This is a genomic window from Deinococcus hopiensis KR-140 (assembly GCF_900176165.1).
In the GTDB taxonomy this organism is placed as follows: Bacteria; Deinococcota; Deinococci; order Deinococcales; family Deinococcaceae; genus Deinococcus; species Deinococcus hopiensis.
Genome location: NZ_FWWU01000009.1, coordinates 2,847,873 through 2,870,674, shown reverse-complemented (window position 1 = coordinate 2,870,674; position 22,802 = coordinate 2,847,873). Strand labels below are relative to the sequence as shown.

Genomic DNA, 22,802 nt, shown 5'->3' with positions numbered 1-22,802 from the left:
AGACAGCGGGACGCTTGCCCTCCAGAGGCTGAATAAAGGCTGTGTTAGGATGCTGCACGAGTCTGACGCATACCAACATCGGGTCGGGCCATCACAGCTGCTCTCGCACCCCCCCGTCACCACGCCCGTATGGACGCGGCGTTACAGAGGGGTGCCTTGAGTCACGAACGGACTGTAGAAAGGAGGAGGGATTTTGGACGTCTCAAGTCGAGTGCTAAGTGAACTGGCAAGCCGCGAGGCTGCGCTGGACGCGCAAATCGAGACGGCACGCGAGGAAGCCAGGCGCGAGGTGGAGGCTGCCGAGGCCGAAGCCGCCCGCGTTCTGGCGCAGGCCCAGGCGCAGGCCCAGGCCATGCAGACCCAGAGCGAGGCCGAGCTCGAAGCCGAAACCCAGCGCATCCGCGATGAGGCCCGCACCAGGGCCGCCGAGGGCACCCAGGCCACCCACAGCCGGGCGCAGGAGCGCGTCGCGCAGGCCGCCGAGCACATCCTGAGGGCGGTGCTGCCGTGATCAACCCCATGCAGCAGGTCGTGATCGCCGTTCGCAAGCGCGACAGCGAAGAGGTGATCGCGGCCCTGCAAGACGCCGGGGTCCTGCACCTGCGGCCCATCACGGGCGGCCCGCTTTCCACCGGTTCTCTTTCCGGGCAAGACGCCCAGTCCCGCCGCGAGGACGAGCGCCTGCTCGCCCGCGCCGAGAGCACCATCGCTGAACTTGGGGGCTACCGCCCCGCTCCCGCGCCCCTGCGCCCGCAGGACGAGTGGGAGCGCGTGGTGGAAGACGCCGCCGTGCCGGTGTCGGCCATCGCCCGCCAGCGGCAGGAGCTGCAGGCGGATCTCGACGCGGAGGCTGCCTACGGTGACGCCGTTCGCGCGCTCGCCCGCCTCGCCGGTGGGCTGGACCGCAGCCGCCGCCTCGCCCTGGTGCCCTTCGTCCTCCAGCCCACCGATAACCTCGGCGAGCTGGAAGCAGCGCTCCGGGCCGCGTTGCCGGACCGCTACGCGCTGACGGCGGAAACGGTGGGCAACAACCGCGTCGGATTGATCGCCACCCTGCGCAGCGAGCGTGATCTGGCCCGTTCGGCGCTGGGCCGCGTACGACTGGGCGAGCTGCGTCTGCCGGGCCGTTTCGACGGTATCCCGCTGGCCGACGCCGCCGCTGAGCTGGACCGCGTGCGGCAGGGCGGCTCCGAGCGTCAGCGTGCGCTGACCGCCGAGCGCGACGCCCTGGCCCGCACCCACACCCCGGCGCTGTACGCCGTGCGCGACGCCCTGAAAGACCGGGTGGCCGTCCACGACGTGCGCGCCGTGTCTGCCCGCGGCAAATACTCCATGGCGATGCAGGGGTACGTTCCCGCCGAGCGCGTCTCCGCCCTGACGGCGGCCCTGGGCAAGTTCGGCGACGCGGTGGCCTACGAGCTTCACCCTGTGGACGAGCACCACGACCTCGCGGTGCCCGTGCAACTCAAGAACAATGGCTACGTTCGGCCCTTCCAGGTTGTGATGGGCCTGATGAGCCTGCCGCGTTACGGCACCTTCGATCCCACCTGGGTGATCGCGGTGTTCTTCCCGCTGTTCTTCGGCATCATCATCGCGGATGTGGGCTACGGCCTGCTGTTCCTCGCGTTCGGGATGTGGCTGCTGGGCAAGGCGCGGCGCAACGAGGGCTGGGACCTGAGTTTCTTTGGGGCGTACGTGCCTCCCGCCTCGCTGAAGGACCTGGGCTTCGTCACCAACGTGATGGCCGCCTGGAGCATCCTCTGGGGCGTGCTGACCGGCGAGCTCTTTGGAACGCTGGGCGAGCACCTCCACCTCTTCTTCGTCGATCCCAACCTCGTCAACAACCTGTGGGGCTGGACCGGCATTCGCGCCGAGGCCCACGCTGCCGAGGGTGCGGGAGCGGTGGCCCACTCCGGCCTGATCCCCACCTTGTTTCCGCGTCTGGAAACCGAGTACTTCTCCAACGTGGCGCTGGTGTTCTCGCTGCTGTTCGGCATCCTGCAGGTCCTCTGGGGCTGGGGTATCCGCATTCAGCAGGGCATCAAGCACAAGGACGCCACGCATACCTGGGAGGGCATCGCCCTCTTCGGCGGCGTGCTCGCCCTCGTGATGATGGCCTTCGCGACCCGTGCGGGCAAGGATTTCGGAGCGTTCGGAAACTTCGGCGACTGGCGCGTTCTCGTGATGTACGCCGGGTTCATCGCCTTTATCGTCGGCTACCTGCGCGTGATCAAGCACTTCCCCATGCTGCCCATCGAACTGCTCTCGCAGGGCGGGGCCGTCATGAGCTACGCCCGTATCTTCGCCGTCGGCCTGGTGTCGGCCATCCTCGCCAAGCTCTGCTCGGACGTGGGCTGGGCCATGTTCACCAAGATCGGCTTCCTGGGCATCATCATCGGTCTCGTGCTGGGCGCGCTGCTGCACTTCTTCGTGCTGGCGCTGACCCTCATCGGCCACATCGTTCAACCGCTGCGTCTGCATATGGTGGAGTTCCTCAACCCCACCGGCTTTAACAGCGAGACCAGCCCAGCCTACAACCCCCTTCGTCGCCTTAGCCCCACCGCGAGCGCGGTCAGTGGGCAGGGGAAATAAACTTTCAAGGAGCCTGCACATGACCAAGTACAACAAGATCGTCCTCGCGTCCCTCGTTCTCGCCCTCGCCACCAGCGGTCTGGCGCAGGAAGCGGCCAGCGGCAACGCCGACAACACCTACAACGGTCTGCGCGCCATCGGTGCGGGCCTCGCCCTCGGCCTCGGCGCGGTGGGCACGGGCATCGCCCAGGCGCGCATCGGTTCCAGCCTCGTGGGTGCCGTCGCGGAAGACCCCAGCAAGGCCGGCTCCCTGCTGCTGTACTTCCTGATTCCCGAAACGCTCGTGATCTTCGGCTTCCTCGCGCTGTTCATCCTCCGCTGATATGGCCCTCGACAAGCTTCTCGAAAACGAGGCGCAGACGGAAATCGAGCGCATCCGCGCCGAAGCCCGTGACCGCGCCGCCCGGATTCTCGCGGACGCCCGCGAGCGCGCCCAGGCGCTGATCGAGAGCCGCCAGCGTGCGCTGGAAACCCAGCGCCAGGCGGGCCTCGTGCGCGCCCGCTCCGCCGCGGACCTCGAACTCAGCGCTGCCCGCCTCAATGCGGGCGAGCAGGGCATGAAGGCCGTGTATGACCTCGTGGAAGGCCAGCTGCGCGACATCGCCTCGCTGCCCGAGTACCGCGAGATCCTGGCCCGGCTGCTGTGGCAGGCCCGCGAGGCGATTCCCGACGCGGAAGCCGTAGAGGTCAACCCGGCGGAAATGGCTGTCGCCCGCGAACTCGTCACCGACATCCCCGTGCGTGAGAACCCGGCCATCTCAGGCGGGGTGCGCGTGGTGGCGCGCGGTGGCAAGAGCGGCATCACGAACACGCTCTCCGGACGTCTGGACCGGCTGCGGGGCGAACTCGCGCCCCAGGTCAGCCGCATTCTGAGCGAGTAAGAAAGGCCCCATGCCCGACGACTACGCTTACATCAACACGCGCGTCCGCGTGATGCGGACCAAACTGCTCGACGGGCGCGCCCTTGACTCGGCGCTCGCGGCGGGCAGCTACCAGGAATTCCTGCGCGTCCTCGCGGAAACCGGCTTTGCCGCCGAGTTGCGCGAGACCACCTCCGAGGGCGCAGGACTCCCCGAACTCGACCGTGCCCTGTCGCGCAACCTCTTCGCCACCTCCCAGAAGGTGCTGGGGCTGGCCGATGGCGAGGCCAAACGCGAGATCCAGGTGCTGCTGATGCGCTGGGACCTGCTGAACCTGCGGACCATCGCCCGCGGGATCGTCTCGGGCCGCGGCGGCGAAACCATCCTCGCCAACCTCGTGCCCGGTGGGACCATCAAGCCCGCCACCCTCCAGACGGCGGCCCAGAGCACGGATCTGGCGAGTGCGGCGGCGGCCCTGGCCGTCAGTGGGCATCCCCTCACGGCAGCGTTTCGCAACGGCGTGGCGGCCTTCAACACGGGGAGCCGCCTGCTGGACCTCGAAGTGGCGCTGGACCAGGGTTATTACCGGCACGCGCTGGGCGTGGCCCGCAACACCAGTCTGCGCCGCTATCTGGGCCGCGAGATCGACGTGACGAACGCGCTGATCGCCCGGGGCTCGCGCGGACAGGCGCTCGATCCCAACCTGTTCGTGCAGGGCGGGCACCTCGACGCTTCCGGCTACAGCCGCCTGGCGGGCGGGGACGCGAGCGGGGTGCCGGAAGTGGCGGCCATCCTCGACGCGCCCACCCTCGAAGACGCTGAGGTGGCGGCGCGCTCGGCGCTCGACACGGCGGCCCGCAACGTCGCCATGAGCGACCCCGAGGGCGTGGGCATCATCCTCGACTTCCTGCGCCGGAAGGAAATCGAGGTCGCCAAACTCCGCCTCATCGGACGCGGCAAGTTCTACGACCTGCCTACCGAACAGATTCGCCGCGAGGTGCAGGCATGACGCAAGCGAGCACCACCCAACGCGTCGCCGTTCTGTCCGACGCCGAAACCGCCACGGGCTACCGCCTCGCGGGGGCCGAGGTCATCGAGACGACGCCCGAGAACGCGGTCGCCGAACTCGAACGGGTCATTCAGGAAGGGCGTTACGGCCTCATCGCCGTGGACACCAGCCTGATTCCCGATCCAGCCACTGCCACGGCCCGCGTGATGCGTGGCAGAGACCTCCCCATCCTGCTGCCAATCCCCAGCCTGCGTGACGCCTTTTCTCCGGATACGGTGGACGCCAAGGCGTACATGGGCAAGCTGGTGCGGGACACCATCGGGTTCGATATCAAACTCTAAGGTGTTAGGGACTAGGTTTTAGGCGTTAGGAACATCTTTTCCTAATCCCTGATGCCTAACCCTAACCCCTCTTTCCGAAGGAGCAACAATGACGCAGAACAAGCAGGGCGTCGTGCAGAACATCGCCGGACCCGCCGTGATCGCCAACGGCATGTACGGCGCGAAGATGTACGACATTGTGCGCGTGGGCCAGGAGCGCCTCGTGGGCGAGATCATTCGCCTTGACGGCGACACGGCCTTCGTGCAGGTGTACGAAGACACCAGCGGCCTGACCGTGGGCGAGCCAGTGGTGACCACTGGCCTGCCCCTCTCGGTCGAACTCGGGCCGGGCATGCTCAACGGGATCTACGACGGCATCCAGCGCCCACTCGACAAGATCCGTGAGGCCTCGGGCGACTTTATCGCGCGCGGCATTGAGGTTTCTTCCCTCAACCGTACCCAGAAGTGGGCCTTCACGCCCGCAGTGCAGGTGGGCGACACCGTCACGGGCAGCTCGATTATGGGCACCGTGCCGGAGTTCTCCTTTACGCACAAGATCCTCGTGCCGCCGGAAGTGCAGGGCCGCCTGCGCTGGGTGGCCGATGCGGGCGAGTACACCATCGACGACACCATCGCCGAACTCGAAGACGGCACCAAGCTGCGCATGGCCCACTACTGGCCCGTGCGTGCGCCCCGTCCGGTGGCCCGCAAGCTGGACCCCAGCCTGCCGTTCCTTACCGGCATGCGCATCCTCGACGTGCTGTTCCCCCTCGTGATGGGCGGCGCGGCGGCGATTCCCGGTCCCTTCGGCTCGGGCAAGACGGTGACGCAGCAGTCGGTGGCGAAGTACGGCAACGCGGACATCGTGGTGTACGTGGGGTGCGGCGAGCGCGGCAACGAGATGACGGACGTGCTCGTGGAGTTCCCGGAACTGGAAGACCCCAAGACCGGCGGGCCCCTGATGCACCGCACCATCCTGATTGCCAACACCTCCAACATGCCGGTGGCGGCCCGTGAGGCGTCCGTGTATACGGGTGTGACGCTGGCCGAGTACTTCCGCGACCAGGGCTACTCGGTCTCGCTGATGGCCGACTCCACCAGCCGCTGGGCCGAGGCGCTGCGCGAGATTTCCTCCCGGCTGGAAGAAATGCCCGCCGAAGAGGGCTACCCCCCCTACCTCGGCGCGAAGCTCGCCGCGTTCTACGAGCGCGCGGGTGCGGTCAAGACCCTCGCTGGTGAAGACGGAGCCGTGTCGGTTATCGGCGCGGTGTCGCCTGCCGGCGGCGACATGTCCGAGCCGGTCACCCAGGCCACCCTCCGGATCACGGGCGCGTTCTGGCGTCTGGACGCGGGCCTCGCCCGCCGCCGCCACTTCCCGGCGATCAACTGGAACGGCAGTTACAGCCTGTTCACGCCGATCCTCGACAGCTGGTACCGCGAGAACGTGGGCCGCGACTTCCCCGAGCTGCGCCAGCGTATCGGCAACATCCTCCAGCAGGAAGCCAGCCTCCAGGAAGTCGTGCAGCTCGTCGGCCCTGACGCGCTGCAGGACCAGGAGCGCCTGGTGATCGAGGCGGGCCGCATGCTGCGCCAGGACTTCTTGCAGCAGAACGGCTTTGACCCCGTGGACGCCAGCGCCTCCATGCCCAAGAACTACGGCCTGATGAAGATGATGCTGAAGTTCTACGACGAGGCCGAAGTGGCGCTCCGCAACGGGGCCACCATCGACGAGATCATTCAGAACCCCGTGATCGAGAAGCTGTCGCGCGCCCGCTACGTGCCTGAAGCCGAGTTTATGGCCTACGGCGAGGGCGTCATGGACGAGCTCGACACCACCTTCAAGGGAGTCAAAGCGTGACCCTGCTCAAGAAGGAATACAACGACGTCGCGTACATCTCCGGACCGCTGCTGTTCGTGAACGCGGCCTCTGACCTCGCCTACGGAGCCATCGTGGACATCCGCGACGGCAACGGCCGCACGCGCGGCGGTCAGGTCATCTCCGTGTCGGACCAGAATGCCGTCATCCAGGTGTTCGAGGAAACGCGCGGCCTGGACCTCGCCACCGCTTCCGTGAGCCTCGTCGAAGACGTGGCCCGCCTGGGCGTCAGCAAGGAAATGATTGGCCGCCGCTTTGACGGCCTGGGCCGTCCCATCGACGGGCTGCCGCAGGTGGTGGCGGAGAAGCGTCTTTCCATCAACGGCCAGCCCATGAACCCCGCCGCGCGCGCCAAGCCCGAGGAGTTCATCCAGACCGGCATCAGCACCATCGACGTGCAGACCAGCCTGATCCGTGGGCAGAAGCTCCCGATCTTCTCGGGCTCAGGCCTTCCGCACAACGAACTGGCCGCCCAGATCGCCCGCCAGGCGAAGGTGCCCGGGCACGAGGGCGACTTCGCGGTGGTGTTCGCCGCGATGGGCCTGACCCAGCGCGAAGTCTCGTTCTTCACGCAGGAGTTCGAGCGGACCGGCGCGCTGGCCCGTTCGGTGCTGTTCCTCAACCGCGCCGACGACCCCGCCGTCGAACGTCTGCTGACGCCCCGCATGGCCCTCACCACCGCCGAGTACCTCGCGTTCGAGCACGGATACCACGTGCTGGTCATCCTGACCGACCTCACGAACTACTGCGAGGCGCTGCGCGAAATCGGCGGCGCGCGCGAAGAGATTCCCGGACGCCGCGGCTTCCCCGGCTACATGTACACTGACTTGGCGTCCCTCTACGAGCGTGCCGGTGTGGTAGAGGGCAAACCCGGCTCGGTCACGCAGGTGCCGATCCTCTCCATGCCCGACGACGACATCACCCACCCCATCCCCGACCTGACCGGTTACATCACCGAGGGTCAGATCGTGGTCGACCGCGGCCTGAACGCCAAGGGCATCTTTCCGCCCATCAACCCCCTGCCTTCGCTGTCCCGCCTTCAGGGCAACGGCATCGGCAAGGGCAAGACGCGCGCGGACCACAAGAACGTGTCCGACCAGCTGTTTGCCGCCTACGCCAACGGCCTCGACCTGCGTAAGCTCGTCGCCATCACCGGTGAGGACGCGCTGACCGAGACCGACAAGCTGTACCTGCGCTTTGCCGACGACTTCGAGAACTATTTCATCGGTCAGGGCGGGCAGGACCGTTCCATCGAGGACAGCCTCACCGTGGGTTGGGCCATCCTCTCCAAGTTGCCTCAGAGCCAGCTGACCCGTCTGTCCAAGGACGCCATCGACAAGTTCTATGGCGCCAAGATCGACGAGATGTGGAAGGGCAACCGCATCTAAACGTGTGGGGAGGGGTTGATTCCCCTCCTCGCCGTGCGGAACACTCCACCTACAAGGGAGGTGAATTATGGCAGGACAGATCAGCCCCACCCGCTCGGCCCTGCTGGCGAGCAAGGCCAGCCTCAAGACGGCGAGCGGCGGCGCGGACCTCCTCAAGCGCAAGCGTGACGCGCTGATCGGGGAGTTCTTCGCGCTGGTCAAAGACGCCCTTGCGGCGCGCGAGCAACTCGCGGGCGTGAGCAAGGGCGCATACACCAGTCTGTTCGGCGCGAAAGCGTGGGACAGCCCTGAAGCCGTCGAGAGCCTCAGCCTCGCGGGCAGCGGTGACTACGCCATCGATATGCAGATCGAGAGCATCTACGGCGTAAAGGTGCCCCGCATCAACATCCCCGAGCGGGCGGCGCAGGCCAACTTCAGCCCGATCAACGTCGGCGCACGGACCATCCAGGCGGCCACCGATTTCGGCGGCGTGCTCGAGGCCATCGTGAAGGTCGCAGCGACGGAAACCAAGCTGCGCCGGATCGGCGAGGAGATCAAGAAGACCAGCCGCCGCGTAAACGCGCTGGAGCAGGTCGTGATCCCCGGCATTCAGGACGACATCCGCTTTATTCGCGGCGTTTTGGACCAGCGCGAGCGTGAGGAGAGCTTCCGCCTGAAAAAGATCAAGGCCAAGCTCGAACGCGAGAAGGAAGAGGCCGAGAAGGCCCCCCAGGGTGGCCAGCACGGCACCGCCGCGGACTGAGCGCGACGGCAACGAACAGACCCGCCCCTCCAGGGGCGGTCTGTTATTTCAATTCACGGATGGCCGCTTCAAGATTGGTCCGGGCCTGATCCTCCAACCCGGCGAACTCCGGCGCCGTGTAAATTCGTTTCCGCTCCAGAAAACCCTGCAGCACCTTCTTGCGCCCGGTGCTGTAGCGCAGCGTAGGGACGTGACGGTATTCCTGCCGGATGGCCCGGTCATAGGCGGCGAACGCTTCCGGCGCTGCCCCAAGAATGCTGAGATCAGCGTCCACGAGCAGCGCCTCCCCCCGGGTTGCCGGAGGTGCGCTGTGCTTGGTGGCGAGAATCAGCCCCCTTACCCCTTGCGCCAGCCGGGCATCAGCTCCCTGCGCCGTCAGCCATTCCCCGAACACCTCCGCGCTCTGCTCCTCGTTGTCCCCTGCGCGGGGGTCATAGATCAGGTCGTGTCCCCAGGCGGCGAGGGCCAGGGTGGAGGTCAGGACGCCGCGTGACGCGAGGGCAGCCAGCATCGACGCCACATGCGCGACGTTGTGGTAGGCGCGGTGTGGTTCGCCGTAGAAGGGCTGGGCGAAGCGCTCTGCCGCCTTCACGAGCGCTGCCTCATTCACCGAGTTCCGCCTTGGCGCCCCGGCCCATCAGCTCCGCGATGCCCTCCGTCGGAGTCCACTCGCCCCGCGCCACCCGGGCCACCGCCTGCACGATGGGCAGGTCATGGCCGTGCGCGGTGGCCCACGCTTCGAGCAGGCCTGCTGTGCGCAGTCCCTCCACCACCTTGCCACCCTGCTGTGGATTCTCTCCACGTGCCAATGCTTCCCCAGCGGCGCGGTTGCGGCTGTGGCGGCTGGTGGACGTGGCGATCAGGTCACCCAGACCGCTCAGGCCGTACACCGTGTCCTCGTGCGCGCCCTGCGAGACGAGGTAACGGCCCATCTCACGCAGGCCCCTGGTCATCAGGGCCGCCTTGGCGTTGTCGCCGAGGTTCAGGCCGTCACCCATTCCAGCCGCCAGGGCAATCACGTTTTTCAGCACGCCGCCGAGTTCTACGCCCACCTCGTCCGTGCTGGTATACACGCGCAGGGCAGGCGAGAGGAGGGCCGCCTGCACCTCTTTCGCCAGCGTGCGGTCCGTACTTGCCACCACCGTTGCGGCGGGCAGGCCACGCCCGACTTCCTCGGCGTGGTTGGGTCCGCTCAGGACCGCCACCCGGGTAAAGCCCTGCTCGCGCGCCAGGTCGGTCAGCCTTCCGCCATCGGGGGCCAGGCCCTTCGCGCAGATCACGAGGCCGAGGTGTGGGGGCAACTCGGCCAGCAGGTCAGGTAGACCGATGCTGGGCACAGCGGCAAGGACGAAGGAGGCTGTCCCCACAGCTTTGCCCAAGTCTGCCGTGACCTCCATCCCTTTCGGCAGCGTCACTCCAGGGAGGTATTCCCGGTTCTCCCGGACTTCGGCCAACCGGGCGGCCACGTCCGTGCGGCGGGCCCACAACCGGGCCGAATGCCCGGCGCGCACGAGGGCCACGGCGAGCGCAGTGCCCCAGCCACCAGCCCCGAGAACGGGGACGGCTCCCTTCACTTCCATGCGAACACCCAGATGCGTGGGGTTTCCGGTGTGGGCGGCGCGTAGTCGGGATACTCCACGGTCTCCCAGCGCGTAAATCCCGCCGAGTCGAGAAGGGGTTTGAGGTCTGCCGGGTCATAGCCGCGCTCGCGGTGAAGCTCGGTAAATTCGTCCCAGCCTCCCGCGCCGTCCTCCACCCGGCAAAAGGCCTGGACCACCCCAGTTTCAGTCGCGGCGTCGTAGTGGTGGGACCAGTGGTAATGCACTTCCCGGCCCTCGGGCGTGTGGGCCAGCCCTTCGATGGCGTTTTCCTCCCACAACTCGCGCACGCCCAGCTGGGTGTTCAGGTCGCAGGCGAGGAGGCCGCCGGGACGCAGGTGGGCTGCCGTTCGCCTCAGGGCCATGCCCAGGTCCTCCAGCGTCAGCAGGTTGTTCAGGCTGTCGAAAACGCAGGTCACCAGATCGAAGGTCATGCCCAGATTGAAGGTTCGCAGGTCACCCTGACTCAGCGTGACCTCGGCGGGAAGTCGCTGCCGGGCCACCTTCAGCATTTCCGTGCTGCCGTCCAGGCCGTGAACCCGCAGGCCAGCGTTCAGCAGTTCGCGCGTGAAGCCGCCCGTACCGCAGGCCAGGTCCAGCGCCAGGTCCGCCTCCAGTTCTCCATCGCGCGCGTAGGTCAACACAAAGTCGGCCCAGTGGTCATACTCCACATCGGCCATGATCGCGTCATAGACCGCGGCCAGTGCAGTGAACGGGCGTTCGTGCATACCCGCCACTATAGCCGCCGTCAGGGACTGTCTAAACCCCACGTCAGCTCTGGCGCCCACAAAAGCCCTCCAATGAGTGTCCGCTGAGCCAAGCGGGAAGGGTTCTCCCGTAGCCACTCCGCCCCCTGGCCCCGTACGGTACAGGCATCACCCAAGGAGGTTTCACGCCATGCAAAAGCTCCTCGCCCTGTCCGCCGTTGCCCTGGTCACCCTCAGCTCCTGCAGCATTTTCGGCACCCGCAGCGCCGCCGTCTCCGGTCAACTGAAGGGTTTCAGTCCCAATCAGAATCTGGGCCTCGCCATCGTCGGCTACAACAAGGGCCAGTACGTCTTCGACAGCAACCAGGCGCAGGTGATTGACAAGTTTCTGACCGGCGGCTACACCCTGACCCTGCCGCGCAACGTTCCCTACGGCACCTACCGGGTCATCGTCTTCCGTGACGCCGACAACAACGGGCGCTTCAACGCTGGAGATACTGTGCTCAGCCGTGACAGCGGCAAGCTGCTCGTGTACTCCCAGCGCGACGGTCAGTTTTTTGCAGGCACCAAATACGGCTGGAACATCTACAACGGCACGTCCGACATCCAGACCGAGATTCTGAACAACTACGATCTGGAAGCGGCCACGCCCTAGCGCATTTGTCCGGATTGCGCCGCGAGAGGAAGAGCAGCCCTCACGGCCCCATTCTCCCCAGGGCCCACTCAAGGTCACCCGCTGGGCCCGGTCAAAAAGAAGTCCGCACTTTGACAACTGCTCTCAGCCCTGCAAACGAAAAGGCCCCGTCTATTGGCGGGGCCCTTTGTGGGACGGTTCAGGCCTGGGGTCGAAGAATGCCCCCGACTTCTTCCTGAAGTTGCGTCAGCGCCTCTTCGCGCAGCACGGATTCTTGGGCCTCAATCCTTATTTCGGGAAGGGGCACCCAGCTGACGCAGCCCAGCATCTCGGGCGTCTCCTCCAGTACCAGCGGCTGGGCCACTGGGCGCACCCGCAGCAGCAGGGCGTGGACCCAGGGCCGGTTGCGGTAGTGAAAACGCCGCTCAATGGCTCCGGCGGTCAGGGCCTGGTACGGCTCAAGAGCGAGGGCCTGCTCCAACGTCTCAACCTTGTGGACTGCCACGACTTCGGCGAGGGCGGTCAGGACGATCTGACCAGGCTGTGGATCGTCGCGCAGCATGGAGATGAACTCCGGGCGCAGCTCTGCTGGGTTTTGGTGGAGAAAGGTGGGGTAGAGGAGGAATTGCCTGTGCTCTACCTCAAAGCCACCGTGCGTTTCCATAATGCCGCCCTTACGGATCAGGAGGGCGGTGCGGGCGGTGGTAAGGGCCTGGCACTGGGCGTCCCATTCTTTGATTGAAAAGACCATTTGTTCATTTTACTGCTTCCGTAGCTGAAAGACCCTTTACCAAGCTGAAGGAGGAGAGCTTAGAGGTCCTTCCGTCGCCTTGCCATTAAAGTGGAAGTAGGCGTTGGTGGAGGACCGAACCAGGCTGTAGGTGCCGTTGGCATCTTGCTTAACTTGGCACAGTAATATATTTGATGGCAGAGACGGTATTAAATCGGGGGTGCAGTCGGTAGCAGTGGTGTACAAGTTGCCCGAACCAGACGTTGATTTGGCTATCTCGACCATAGTGACCATATTTCTTGCCAGAGACTGAGCAGCGGAGTTATTGGCTAGAGCTCTGGACTTAAGAAGCTGTGGAACGAGAAGAGAGGTCAATATACCTAAAATTAGTATTACGAATAGCATCTCTATAATAGTAAATCCGGAATTATATCTGGACTTGTTGTTAGGATAAATTGGGTCCTTCTGTCCTGTGCTGGAATCTCTGTCGGACGTTGATGTGGGACTATTTGAGTCAAATATAGCAGTACCCAATAAAATAAAGAATAGAGGGGTAACTGTAGGAACATAAAAAAGCGCTAGCAGGGAAACTGGGTATGGGATAAGGGCAATTAGAAGTGGCATTCGGTCACTCCTTCTTATGGAGGTAAAAATATAAAACAGTGATAGAGACAATAATACAAGGCCTATGATTCCGTGACTATATGCTTCATCAAAAATGATATTGTGAGGCCTTATGTATAAAAGAATACCCTTTTTAACGTCTTGCGGTTTATTGGGTGAATAATAAGAGTAATTACCATCAGAATGAATAACCAAATTGTCTTCAGGAATCCCGGCTTCCATTCTAATGAGACGTTCGGATTCGGAGGGGGTTAAATGTTGAAATACCTGCCAGGCAAAGGTTTCATCTCCCCATCCCAGAATGGGCCGCTCCTTAGTAGCTCTTGCCGCGGCTTTCCATAAAATGATGCGTGTAGAAAGCGTTAGCCCTGAGGCATAATTTTTTTGCTCATAGTCTTCGAAGCCCAGAGCATGATTTACTGATTTGATCGCTGGTGGTAACGCAAGGGCCAGGCATATAAATATGATTGTTGTTCTTATTGCTGGAACCCTTCTGGTGCCTTGCCCGTATATTGACCAAATTATTAAGCTAAGGAGCGTGGCTATTGAAGCCGCACTGTTCTTGCATATAGCAACCCCGATTAGACCGCTTCCCATCCAGATCCAAAAACTACGATCTAAACTTTTTCCACGCCAGAAAAAAATAGGAGCAAGGGCCATCATGGTAAACCATCCGGCAAGGTGCTGTCTTAGGCCGACAGTGGCGGCTGGATATGCTATGTTTCGACCCTGCATTATAAAATGCAATGGTCGCCAACCTATAGCCTCAATGATGGAGATAAACAACATAATAACTGTACTGATTATGAAAACCTGTATCAGCCTTGAAACGGGTGCATATTTAGAAAAAACCAAGAGAATTAGGATATTTGAGATGATAGCAATGCTTCCAAACCCCAGATAGGAGGTACCAAGAAAAGCAAAACCCGGCATCGGAGACTGCGCACTTGTAAAAATAATCCAAGCGCTATAAATAAAAAGAAGCAAGGCCCAAGGTTTGAACTGCTTTTTTTGCAAAACCTCCACCAAGGATTGCCCCCTGGTGGCCATAGCCAGGCCAACAAAAGGAAATGTAGCTGCAAAGCTATACATTAGTATGATATGTGGCCGATACAGAGAATTAAGCACATTCGTTCCACCGAATGGAACAACAAGAAAAATTGCGAGGATGACGAACAGGACCAGGGCGAACTTGTAAGCCCTCATTTGTAGACCTCAGCTCTGTAATGTTAAAACGCCCCGTTTTCGGGGCGTTTTAGTGTAGTTATAGGGTGGTTATACTTAGGAGGGGAGGGAGGGCATAGCAGCGGTGGCGCTTTCGGCCGGGCCCTTCATGGTCTTGCCGTCCCACTGGTAGCTCACGTTGTTGCTGGAGGTGGAGTACCCGACCGTACCGTTGGCGTTCTGCTGAATCTGGCAGGCGGTCACGCTGGCGGGCAGGGCCGTCAGGTTCAGGACGTTGGGGTCCTTACACTCGGTAGAGGCGGTCAGGGTGGTTCCGCTGGCCGAGCGGTAGGCTTCGGCTGCCGTGACCGCGTTGCGCAGCATGCTGCTCGCGGCGGTGTTGTTCGCCGCCTTACGGGCGTTCAGCAGGTTGGGGATCAGCACGGCCGCCAGGATTCCGATGATGGCGATAACGATCAGCAGCTCGATGAGGGTAAAGCCCTGGGTGGTGTTCTTCATGGTGTTCTCCTGGGTGGCCCTGCGGGATAAGGGATAGAAGGATGGTCCCTCAGGCCTTTTTATGGCTTGCAGGTCCGGGTGTCTCCCGTCCTTGCTGAGATCAGAGTAATCAGAACTCTCTAACAGGACTCTTACGCCACTCCCTGCAGGCGGGGGTACTGGGGGTAAGCCAGGGCCAGGGGCGCGGTGGTATGATGCGCGGCAGTTCTGCCCGGTCTCTTCCCGTTGAAGAGGAGGCCTGGGCGAATGGGGCCACTGGCTCCACCCCCATTTCACTCCCTGCACGTGCGGCTGTGGCGGGCTCCTCCCTTCGGGCGAGCGCTGGCAGCCCCGTGCGCGAAAGGTTTGCATGGAACTGACCCCCCGCGTTCCCCCGCACAGCAACGACGCGGAAATCAGTGTGCTGGGCAGCGTCTTGCTCGACAACGACACCCTGGCGGCGCTCGGCGACACGGTTGGCCCGGAGATGTTTTACCGGGAAGGCCACCGCAAGATTTTTACGGCCATGCGCTCCCTGCAGGAGCGCGGCGAACCCGTGGACCTCGTGACGCTCAGCGAGGACCTGCGCGTCAAGGGGCAGCTCGACGAGGTGGGCGGCCTGACCTACCTGATCGGTTTGTCGGACCAGGTGCCCACCGCCGCCTACGCGGAGCACTACGCGCGCATCGTGCAGGAAAAGCACACCCTGCGCCAGCTGATCAGCGCGTCGGGCAAGGCGATGCAACTCGCTTACGACGCGCAGTTGCCCCTCGAAGACCTGCTTGACCGCGCCGAGAAGATGATTTTCGAGGTGGCTGAACAGAAGAAGAAGGGCGAGGCGTTTCAGGCGATGGGCGAGATCGTCCACGACACCTTCGAGTACATCACGCTGCTGCATCAGAACAAGGGCATCCCCGACGGCGTAAGCAGCGGCTTTCGTGATCTGGACGAGCAGATCTCAGGGTTGCAGAAGGGGAGTCTGAATGTACTGGCGGCGCGGCCGAGTATGGGAAAGACGGCCTTCGCCCTCTCCATCGCCCAGAACGTCGCCCTGCGCGGCGAGAAGACCGTGGCCGTGTTCAGCCTTGAGATGCCTTCCGTGCAGCTTGCCCTGCGCATGCTATGCAGCGAGGCCCGGGTGGACATGAACCGCATTCGCAGCGGGCAGCTCAATGAGCGCGACTTTGAGCGGTTGGCGCATGCAGCGGGGCGGCTGGCGGAGGCTCCGATGGTCATCGACGACGAGCCGGACCTGACCCTCAATGCCCTGCGCAGCAAGTTGCGCCGCATCGCCGCTCAGCATGGGCAGCTCGGGCTGGTGGTCATCGACTACCTGCAGCTGATGTCCGGCGGCAAGAGCAGCGGTGGCAGCGACAACAGGCAGCAGGAGATCAGCACCATCTCGCGTGGACTTAAGGGATTGGCGCGCGAACTGGAAGTGCCGATCATTGTTTTAAGCCAGCTGAGCCGCGCGGTGGAACAGCGGCCGAACCATAGGCCAATGCTGTCGGACCTTCGCGAGTCCGGAGCGATCGAACAGGACGCAGACATCGTAATGTTTATCTATAGAGACGAGTATTACAATAAAGAGACAGATCAACAGGGAATTGCCGAGATCATCATAGGCAAACAGCGCAACGGGCCGGTCGGTACCGTGAAGCTGCAGTTCCACTCCGCGCACGTGCGCTTCAATGACCTCGCGCCGGAGGGGGTCTGATGCCGGAAGACGCCAAGGTGGCGCCCGGCGGAGCGGGCGCGCAGCGGCGGCGCAGGCGGCGGCGGGGTGTACGGGGGCCAGGTCAGGGGAGCGGACAGCCCCCACTGCCGGGGCAGGTGTCGGGCGCGACCAGCGTGCCTGTGCCCGCCGCCCCCACCAAGCGCGGGCAAAAGCGCCCACTCGCCGAGCCGCGAATCGGTGTGGGCTGCATCGTGCTGCGGGGTGAGGAGATTCTGCTCGTGCGCGAGCGGGGCCGCTGGTCGCTGCCCAAGGGCGGACTCGAAGCTGGGGAACTCGTGCAGGAGGGCGCGCGCCGCGAGACGTACGAGGAGACGGGTCTGGTGGTGGAACTGCGCGATCTGGCCTTTATCGTCGAGTTTCAGGCCCAGACCTGGGGCCACCACCTTCAGTTCTTCTACACCGGCCGGGAGGTGGGCGGCACCCTCGCGCCGCGCGATCCGGACCGCGACGTGCAGGAGGCCCGCTTCGTGCCGTTGCGGCAGCTGCGCGAGTTCATCCGCTTTCGGCCCCGGCTGGTGGCGCTGGAAACCTGGCTGCGTGACCGCCGCCCCCGCCATTTCGTCTTCAACCTCGACAAGGAACCCGCCATGCTGCGAAAGCGCCGCCGGGTGGGCGGAATGCCGGGCACACAGCCTGTTCAGGACGACCCCACCGACGAGGCGGACCTGTAGTTCCCGCACCACCCTCCTTCCAGTGGCGTTTTCTGCTATCATCAGAATATGAAGCGGGCATTACGTACTTCTTCGGCCCGGCAGGGAGAGGAGGTCCTGCCGGACAGCGGGCGCGGTTACGCCCACGTCTGTCCCTCCTGTGGTCAGCCGCTGGCGCTGTTTGACCTGCGTGACGGTGATCAGGCGTACTGGTGCCTGCCTTGCGACCAGGGCCACCGTGCAGGCGATCTTCCGGCAGGAGCCCTGCGTCCCCTGCCCCAGGCGGGCTAATTCACGCGGGGCCATCCCTTCGCAAGCATAACGCCCCTGCCCGCCTGCCGGGCAGGGGCGTTATGCTAAGCGGCATGACGCTCGCCTCTGCTTTTTCCTCTGCTGGTACGCTGCTGGCCGGCCAGGTCGTCGCGGTGACGGGCGCGGACCAGGGGTACGGCCGGGTGGTGAGTCTGGCGCTGGCCCACGCGGGCGCGAGCGTCGTGTTGCTGGGCGGCAACAGCGAGACGCTGGCCGCCGCCGCGAGCAGCCTGGAACTCGCCGGGGGTACTGCCATTCCCATTCAGGCGGACGTGGGCGTACCGCTTGACTGGCTGAGCGCGCAAAACCGCGTGCTGGAGATTTTTGGGGCCCTGCATGGGGTGGTCCACCTCTCTGACAAGCGCGCGCACACCAACTTCACCCTGCTCAGCGAGAATGAGTGGATGGATCTTTTCAACTGCAACGTGAAAAGCAGCGTGGCCATCGCCCAGATCCTGCGCCGCCGCCAACCGGGCGCCTGGCTGACCCTGATCGGTCCTCACCTCGACGAGACGGGGCTGCACGCCCATCCCCAGCGCGGCGCGCTGCGCGGACTGGTGGAACACGCCCACGATGAGGATCTGCGCGTCAACATGGTGTTGCCGGGGCGCGCCAGCAGCGGGGAGGAAGCGCTGGACCGCCCCCTGGCCGACGCGGTGCTCACGCTGGCGCTGCCGGGCCTCTCCCACCTGCGCGGCACGGTGCTGGAGGTGCCGCTGCCCCCCGTACCGAAGGTCCGCGCGGCGGAAGTGAACTTGCGGTGAGGTGCCCCTACTGTTCCGCGCCCGACTCCAAGGTGGTCAACTCGCGCCCCAGCGATGACGGGGCCAGCATTCGCCGCCGCCGCGAGTGCCTGGGCTGTGCCCGGCGCTTTACCACCTACGAGCGCGCGCAGCTCGAACCGCTGATGGTCCTCAAACGCGGCGGCCAGCGTGAGGCCTTCAACCCCGACAAGCTGCTGCGCGGCCTGACCCTCGCCACCGAGAAGCGCCCAGTGGACCCCGAGCGCCTGCGTGCCTTCGCTTACGGCTTCGAAGACGAGGTGCAGGTCGCCGAACTCGCGGCGGCGGAGATCGGCCGCCGCGCCATGACCTTCCTGCGGCCCCTGGACGCCGTGGCCTACATCCGCTTTGCCAGCGTGTACCGCGATTTTGACAGCCTGGAGCGCTTTATCGAGGAAATCCGGGGCCTCACCGACGGGGAGGAAGGCGGCCTGCCGTAGGTTCTCCCGCCGGGCGGGGCCAAGCGGGTGTCTCGTTGGCGGGGGTGTGGCCGCGAACATCCTGAAGCAGTTCACGGATACGCGCAAAGTCGGCCTCAATGTCGCCCGAGGGCTCCACGTAACCGATGACGCCCACCTGCTTGCGTTTCCAGTCGAAGACCGTGACGCCGATGGGCACGCCCGCGTCCACCGCCATGTGGTAAAAGCCCGTCTTCCAGTGTTCGCCCCGCGCCCGGGTGCCTTCCGGCGCGACGGCGAGCACGATTTCCCGCTCACGCTGAATGACGGCGACCACCGCGTCCACGAAGTTGCCGCCCACCCGCGCCCGGTCCACCGGCAGCCCGCCCCAGGCGCGCAGCAGGGGGCCCAGCGGAGGGCGGAACAGCTCGCGTTTCGCTACCCAGTGCACGGGCGCGCGCGTCGCCCAGCGCCAGGCGATCCCCGGCCAGAAGTCCGCGTTGCTGGTGTGCGGGGCGACGGCGGCCACGAACTTCGGCCCGGGTGGGGGGGCGAGCACCGGTTTCCAGCCCGTCAGACGCAGGGCCAGCGTCGCCAGGCGCGATCCCAGGGTGTGCGGGCGGTTCATCCAAGTGACGGACACAGGTGCAGTGTAGGCGTGAGGCCGACTTTTTCCGTTCGTTCTGAACAGCGTTCAAGCGCCCTGGGGTGCCTCGCCGGTATGCAGCGCCCTCCACTCCCGAAAAGTGACGGGAAACAGCGGTTCGGCGAGCTCTCCCATCGCGCGCGCGAAAAGCCGGGTTTCCCACTGCGCCCCCTCGTGGTCACGCAGTTCCAGGAAGTGCAGCAGCGAGCGCACATTGAAGGTGTAATACGACTCGGTATACAGGCTCAGGGGCAGCACACCGCGCGCCTGCTCGCGCGTCACGCCCAGGGCCAGCAGACGCCCATAGGCCCCGAACGCGCCGCGCCACGCCTCCTCCCAGACCCGCGCGGCCCCTTCCTGATCGAGCGTGCCGTCGTCCTCTACGCTGGCCTGCCGGTTGGAGGGGGCCTGTTTGCGAAAGGTGGGCGGAGTGAAGTTGCGTTCCTCCAGCTCGACGTACCGGCCGGAAATTTCGTTTTTTGACACGCCCACCCTGTGGCGCACCACCTGCCGGTCCACGAAAATGGGGCACACCACCTTGAACGTGATCAGGTTGTGCTCGAAGGGGCTGCCGTGCCCATGCCGCAGCAAGTAGCGGATCAGTTTCTCGTCTCGGGCACTGAGGGGCGCGAGGTTGTCACCGCCGAAACTTACCCTGGCGGCGTTCGTGATCATCTTGTCGTCCCCCACGTGCTGCACGAGCGAGACGCTGCCCAGGCCGTCGCTCAGGGGAAAGAGGGTCAGGGGAGCGGAAGCATTGGCGGTCATCGGCCCACAGTCTACCCACCCACAGTTGACCGCCTGCCCCGGAGACAGGAGCAGGCGGACGCCATGGGGGAACGGACGGAAGAGGGAGGCACTCGGTCCATCCGAAGTGGAGGGGCAGGGGAAGGGGGGCTTAGCGGTGACGCGAACGCACGCGAACGGGTTGGTAGGCGGGACGCTCCTGACGCGTGGCCAGCAGCAGCGAGAGGACGATGGCCAGCGCGGCGAGCAGAAGTTCCATACGTCAGTGTGGCAAATGGCGTCTGACAGCTTCGTGACACGGGCTTTAAGCTTCCTGGAGGTCCGGCGCCACGGGCAACACCTCGCCTTCCCCGGCGTTCAGCCCAGGCAGAGGCCCGCAACTGATCCAGAAAGGCAGGGACCACCTGGGGAGGGATAAGGATTCCGGTTCATCAGTGATGAAATCGCGGGCCAACCCGAGCGCAGCAGGCAGGAAAAACGGTGACGGGGAGGTATGGAACCACCGAAGCGAAGCGGATGATCCGGAAACCGTATGAGGCCCCGCTCCGTCCCTCCACTTTCCCAGTCAGCAGCTCCACGCTCCGCATCCCGCCAGCCGACACAGGGAGGCTCCGGCGCCACTTGTGCCCGCAGGACATCACCCACAGGCCGCCCGTCCACCCAGAAGGAGGAAGCCGTCCGGGGCGAAGCGTGGACGAAAGTCATGCGCCCGTACCGCCTCCACCCTCCGCTTGCCGCCGTCACAGAAGGTGCGGACGTGGGAGCCTGAAGCCAGGTCTGGAGCAGCGGCAGGTGCCCGGGGCGTGAGGAGCTCAAAGGTGATTTGCAACGAGGTCCTCCAACCGCAGGCCCACCGCTGCCAGGGCCGAGCAAAACTGCTCGGGCGTGAGGGGCATCACGCTCAGGCGCGTGCCCCGACGGGTCAGGGGTGAGTTCGCCCACTCGGGCAGCGCGCGGAGGGCGTCCAGGGTCAGTATGGTGGGAAAGGCGAGGACCGCTTCCACATCCACCATGCTCCAGCGGGGATTCTCAGCTGCGCTGCGCAGGTCGTGGTACTCGCTCGCCGGATCGAACTGCAGGTCGTCCGGGTACGCCTCCCGCACCACCCGCAACACGCCCGCCACGCCCGCCGGTTTGGCGTTCGAGTGGTAGAAGAGCCCGAGGTCCCCCACCCGCATCTCCCGCAAGAAATTGCGGGCCTGGTAGTTGCGGACCCCGTTCCAGCGCTCGCGCCCCAGCCGGGCGAGGTCCGGGTAGCCGAACACGTCAGGCTCGGATTTGAGGAGCCACAACTGGGGCGGGGGAAAGGACATGGGCAAGAGGGTAACGTCTCCGTACCTTCGGGCACGCTGTGTCTGCCCGGACCGCTCTACACTCTGGGCCGTGCGTCTCCTGCCCTGGCTTCCCGTGCTGCTGCTGCTCGCCTTGGCAGCGTACCTGCTGCCGGACCGTTTGCCGGGGGGGCGCGGGGCGGAGGGCCTGGCCCCGCCGGCCACCACCCGCACCCTGCCCGGAGCGCTGCCCGAGGGGGCCCAGAAGGTGTTCGTCCGCTCGCGCCCCGCCGTGGTGCAGGTCCAGAGTCTGAACCCCCGGACGCAGGAGGGTGGACTGGGCACCGGCTTTTTCATCTCGGCGCAGGGGCAGGTGCTGACGGCCTACCACGTCGTGGCAACGGGCAAGCTGTTTCGGGTGCAGACCCTCTCGGGAAGGGCGATGGGGGCGCGGGTGACGGCCTACGATGCGGGGGCGGACGTGGCCCTGCTGCAGGTGGAGGGCCGTGGCCCCTTTCCAGCGCTCAACCTCGCCACCCGGCCTCCACGTGCTGGGGAAACGGTGCTGGCCATCGGCAACAGTGGGGGGGACTTTCTGCAACCACGCCGGGGCCAGGTCCTGCGGCTGAGCGCCGAGGCGGGCCGGGCCGACTTTCCGCAGGGCACGCTGGAAATGACGGCCCCCCTCGCGCCCGGCGACAGCGGTGGGCCGATCATCGACGGGAACGGGCAGGCCATCGGCGTGGTGAGTTATATCCGGGTGGACGACAGCGGTCAGACCCGTGCGAGTTACGCCGTGCCCGTGACGGAGGGCAACGCGCTGATCGCAGCGCTGCGGACCGGGGCACAGCGGGATGTGCCGGTGGTAGGTCTCATTTTCGACGTGGTGCACAGCGGCATGACCGATCCCCCGGGCGCTGTGGTGCGCCGCGTGGCTCGGGGCAGCCCAGCGGAACGGGCCGGACTACGCGGCGCCACACTGGACCGCGAGGGGAGGTTGGCGGCGCTCGGCGATGTGATCGTGCGGGTGGACGGCCGCCGGACGCGCGACGCGAACGAGGTCATCGGGGCTATTCGTCAGGCGAAGGTGGGCGATACGGTACGACTCGGATACGTGCGCAACGGTGAGGAACGGGAAGCCCAGATTCAGCTGGTGGGGCGGCGCAGCGTGCCGAACCTGGACGAGCCCTGACGTTTACCCGGACGTCTCCCCGATGTGCCCCCGCCCCTTCTCAAGGTGACCTGGGTCTCTCCCCAGCCGGGCCTCACCGCAGGCGGGCAAGCTGGGGGCATGTCACGCGCTTTCGTTCGCGAAGACGGCGCGGAGCGCTGGACCCCACCCACGCCGTCCCGCGCCTACCGCCTGGTCTGGACCGGTCCGCAGGGTCCCGAGACCGTCCACGAGACGGACGATCTGGTGCTGGCGCTCCACTGGCTGCGAGAACGGGACCGCCCGGGTTTCGAACTGCGGGACCATTTTGGGACCCTGCTCGCGCTGCTGGCGGCGTAACGCTCC

General features: G+C 64.9%; 26 protein-coding genes. 17 read left to right on the top strand and 9 right to left on the bottom strand.

Annotation, left to right across the window (positions count from 1 at the left end; translation table 11 throughout):
• Positions 1 to 193: 193 nt before the first annotated feature.
• The 9 genes from B9A95_RS27350 to B9A95_RS27310 all read left to right on the top strand — a co-directional run bounded on the left by B9A95_RS27350 (position 194) and on the right by B9A95_RS27310 (position 8,787).
• The gene (locus B9A95_RS27350; RefSeq protein WP_084050310.1) at positions 194 to 511 is read left to right on the top strand and encodes a V-type ATPase subunit subunit G family protein; all 318 of its coding nucleotides are present in this window, start codon (positions 194 to 196) and stop codon (positions 509 to 511) included.
• On the top strand, positions 508 to 2,592 hold the full coding sequence (locus B9A95_RS27345; protein WP_084050307.1) for a V-type ATP synthase subunit I: 2,085 nt from the start codon (positions 508 to 510) through the stop codon (positions 2,590 to 2,592). The genes B9A95_RS27350 and B9A95_RS27345 overlap by 4 nt, the downstream gene beginning before the upstream one ends.
• Before the next feature lie 19 nt (positions 2,593 to 2,611).
• Positions 2,612 to 2,914, top strand: a complete 303-nt coding sequence (locus B9A95_RS27340; protein WP_084050305.1) for a V-type ATP synthase subunit K — start codon at positions 2,612 to 2,614, stop codon at positions 2,912 to 2,914.
• A 1-nt stretch (position 2,915) separates the two neighbouring features.
• Positions 2,916 to 3,473, top strand: a complete 558-nt coding sequence (locus B9A95_RS27335; RefSeq protein WP_084050302.1) for a V-type ATP synthase subunit E — start codon at positions 2,916 to 2,918, stop codon at positions 3,471 to 3,473.
• Between the two features lie 10 nt (positions 3,474 to 3,483).
• Positions 3,484 to 4,461: a V0D/AC39 family V-type ATPase subunit gene (locus B9A95_RS27330; protein WP_084050299.1), complete on the top strand. Its 978-nt coding sequence runs from the start codon at positions 3,484 to 3,486 to the stop codon at positions 4,459 to 4,461.
• Positions 4,458 to 4,802, top strand: coding sequence for a V-type ATP synthase subunit F (locus tag B9A95_RS27325; protein WP_084050297.1), 345 nt, complete (start codon positions 4,458 to 4,460; stop codon positions 4,800 to 4,802). The genes B9A95_RS27330 and B9A95_RS27325 overlap by 4 nt, the downstream gene beginning before the upstream one ends.
• 88 nt (positions 4,803 to 4,890) lie before the next feature.
• Positions 4,891 to 6,639: a V-type ATP synthase subunit A gene (locus B9A95_RS27320; protein WP_084050294.1), complete on the top strand. Its 1,749-nt coding sequence runs from the start codon at positions 4,891 to 4,893 to the stop codon at positions 6,637 to 6,639.
• Positions 6,636 to 8,045 (top strand): V-type ATP synthase subunit B, encoded by a 1,410-nt coding sequence (locus B9A95_RS27315; protein ID WP_084050293.1) that lies wholly within the window; start codon positions 6,636 to 6,638, stop codon positions 8,043 to 8,045. Before B9A95_RS27320 ends, B9A95_RS27315 begins: the two co-directional genes overlap by 4 nt.
• A 67-nt stretch (positions 8,046 to 8,112) precedes the next feature.
• Positions 8,113 to 8,787 carry a V-type ATP synthase subunit D gene (locus tag B9A95_RS27310; protein WP_084050291.1) on the top strand — a complete coding sequence of 225 codons (675 nt, stop codon included), beginning with the start codon at positions 8,113 to 8,115 and terminating at the stop codon, positions 8,785 to 8,787.
• 43 nt (positions 8,788 to 8,830) lie between these two features.
• On the opposite strand, the gene B9A95_RS27305 is transcribed toward B9A95_RS27310, so the two are convergent.
• The 3 genes from B9A95_RS27305 to B9A95_RS27295 are packed head-to-tail and all read right to left on the bottom strand — an operon-like array spanning position 8,831 to position 11,113.
• The gene (locus B9A95_RS27305) at positions 8,831 to 9,397 is read right to left on the bottom strand and encodes an HD domain-containing protein (protein ID WP_084050288.1); all 567 of its coding nucleotides are present in this window, start codon (positions 9,395 to 9,397) and stop codon (positions 8,831 to 8,833) included.
• Positions 9,390 to 10,367, bottom strand: a complete 978-nt coding sequence (locus tag B9A95_RS27300; protein ID WP_084050286.1) for an NAD(P)H-dependent glycerol-3-phosphate dehydrogenase — start codon at positions 10,365 to 10,367, stop codon at positions 9,390 to 9,392. The genes B9A95_RS27305 and B9A95_RS27300 overlap by 8 nt, the downstream gene beginning before the upstream one ends.
• Entirely contained in the window at positions 10,358 to 11,113 is a 756-nt protein-coding gene (locus B9A95_RS27295; RefSeq protein WP_084050283.1) for a class I SAM-dependent DNA methyltransferase, read from the bottom strand. Before B9A95_RS27295 ends, B9A95_RS27300 begins: the two co-directional genes overlap by 10 nt.
• A gap of 169 nt (positions 11,114 to 11,282) precedes the next feature.
• Here B9A95_RS27295 and B9A95_RS27290 point away from each other — a divergent pair, with 169 nt between their 5' ends.
• A complete protein-coding gene (locus B9A95_RS27290; protein WP_084050280.1) occupies positions 11,283 to 11,747 on the top strand; it encodes a hypothetical protein in 465 nt (154 codons plus the stop codon).
• 178 nt (positions 11,748 to 11,925) lie between these two features.
• On the opposite strand, the gene B9A95_RS27285 is transcribed toward B9A95_RS27290, so the two are convergent.
• The 3 genes from B9A95_RS27285 to B9A95_RS27275 all read right to left on the bottom strand — a co-directional run bounded on the left by B9A95_RS27285 (position 11,926) and on the right by B9A95_RS27275 (position 14,763).
• Positions 11,926 to 12,477: a DUF1802 family protein gene (locus B9A95_RS27285; protein WP_084050277.1), complete on the bottom strand. Its 552-nt coding sequence runs from the start codon at positions 12,475 to 12,477 to the stop codon at positions 11,926 to 11,928.
• 36 nt (positions 12,478 to 12,513) lie between these two features.
• On the bottom strand, positions 12,514 to 14,286 hold the full coding sequence (locus B9A95_RS32760) for an O-antigen ligase family protein (protein ID WP_139807005.1): 1,773 nt from the start codon (positions 14,284 to 14,286) through the stop codon (positions 12,514 to 12,516).
• 75 nt (positions 14,287 to 14,361) lie between these two features.
• Positions 14,362 to 14,763, bottom strand: coding sequence for a type II secretion system protein (locus B9A95_RS27275; protein ID WP_084050271.1), 402 nt, complete (start codon positions 14,761 to 14,763; stop codon positions 14,362 to 14,364).
• Positions 14,764 to 15,112: 349 nt separating this feature from the next.
• On the opposite strand from B9A95_RS27275, the gene dnaB reads away from it, so the two are divergent.
• From dnaB to nrdR, 5 genes are all read left to right on the top strand, one after another.
• The gene (gene dnaB / locus B9A95_RS27270) at positions 15,113 to 16,459 is read left to right on the top strand and encodes a replicative DNA helicase (protein WP_084050268.1); all 1,347 of its coding nucleotides are present in this window, start codon (positions 15,113 to 15,115) and stop codon (positions 16,457 to 16,459) included.
• Entirely contained in the window at positions 16,459 to 17,151 is a 693-nt protein-coding gene (locus tag B9A95_RS27265) for an NUDIX hydrolase (RefSeq protein ID WP_084050265.1), read from the top strand. The genes dnaB and B9A95_RS27265 overlap by 1 nt, the downstream gene beginning before the upstream one ends.
• Before the next feature lie 48 nt (positions 17,152 to 17,199).
• Positions 17,200 to 17,421 carry a hypothetical protein gene (locus B9A95_RS27260; RefSeq protein WP_084050264.1) on the top strand — a complete coding sequence of 74 codons (222 nt, stop codon included), beginning with the start codon at positions 17,200 to 17,202 and terminating at the stop codon, positions 17,419 to 17,421.
• A 74-nt stretch (positions 17,422 to 17,495) separates the two neighbouring features.
• Positions 17,496 to 18,206 (top strand): SDR family NAD(P)-dependent oxidoreductase, encoded by a 711-nt coding sequence (locus B9A95_RS27255; protein ID WP_084051018.1) that lies wholly within the window; start codon positions 17,496 to 17,498, stop codon positions 18,204 to 18,206.
• Positions 18,203 to 18,664, top strand: coding sequence for a transcriptional regulator NrdR (gene nrdR, locus B9A95_RS27250; RefSeq protein ID WP_084050261.1), 462 nt, complete (start codon positions 18,203 to 18,205; stop codon positions 18,662 to 18,664). The genes B9A95_RS27255 and nrdR overlap by 4 nt, the downstream gene beginning before the upstream one ends.
• Here nrdR and B9A95_RS27245 read toward each other — a convergent pair.
• The 3 genes from B9A95_RS27245 to B9A95_RS27235 form a co-directional block, all read right to left on the bottom strand.
• Complete coding sequence (locus B9A95_RS27245; RefSeq protein WP_342744617.1) at positions 18,633 to 19,265, bottom strand: lysophospholipid acyltransferase family protein; 633 nt, start codon at positions 19,263 to 19,265, stop codon at positions 18,633 to 18,635. The two genes, nrdR and B9A95_RS27245, sit on opposite strands and share 32 nt — an antisense overlap.
• A 51-nt stretch (positions 19,266 to 19,316) precedes the next feature.
• On the bottom strand, positions 19,317 to 20,036 hold the full coding sequence (gene thyX / locus B9A95_RS27240) for an FAD-dependent thymidylate synthase (RefSeq protein ID WP_084050258.1): 720 nt from the start codon (positions 20,034 to 20,036) through the stop codon (positions 19,317 to 19,319).
• Positions 20,037 to 20,827: 791 nt separating this feature from the next.
• Positions 20,828 to 21,328, bottom strand: coding sequence for an EVE domain-containing protein (locus B9A95_RS27235; RefSeq protein WP_084050255.1), 501 nt, complete (start codon positions 21,326 to 21,328; stop codon positions 20,828 to 20,830).
• 70 nt (positions 21,329 to 21,398) lie between these two features.
• Between B9A95_RS27235 and B9A95_RS27230 the strand changes: the two genes are divergently transcribed.
• Entirely contained in the window at positions 21,399 to 22,478 is a 1,080-nt protein-coding gene (locus tag B9A95_RS27230) for a S1C family serine protease (RefSeq protein WP_084050252.1), read from the top strand.
• Positions 22,479 to 22,577: 99 nt separating this feature from the next.
• Complete coding sequence (locus B9A95_RS27225) at positions 22,578 to 22,796, top strand: hypothetical protein (protein WP_084051016.1); 219 nt, start codon at positions 22,578 to 22,580, stop codon at positions 22,794 to 22,796.
• Positions 22,797 to 22,802 lie beyond the last annotated feature (6 nt).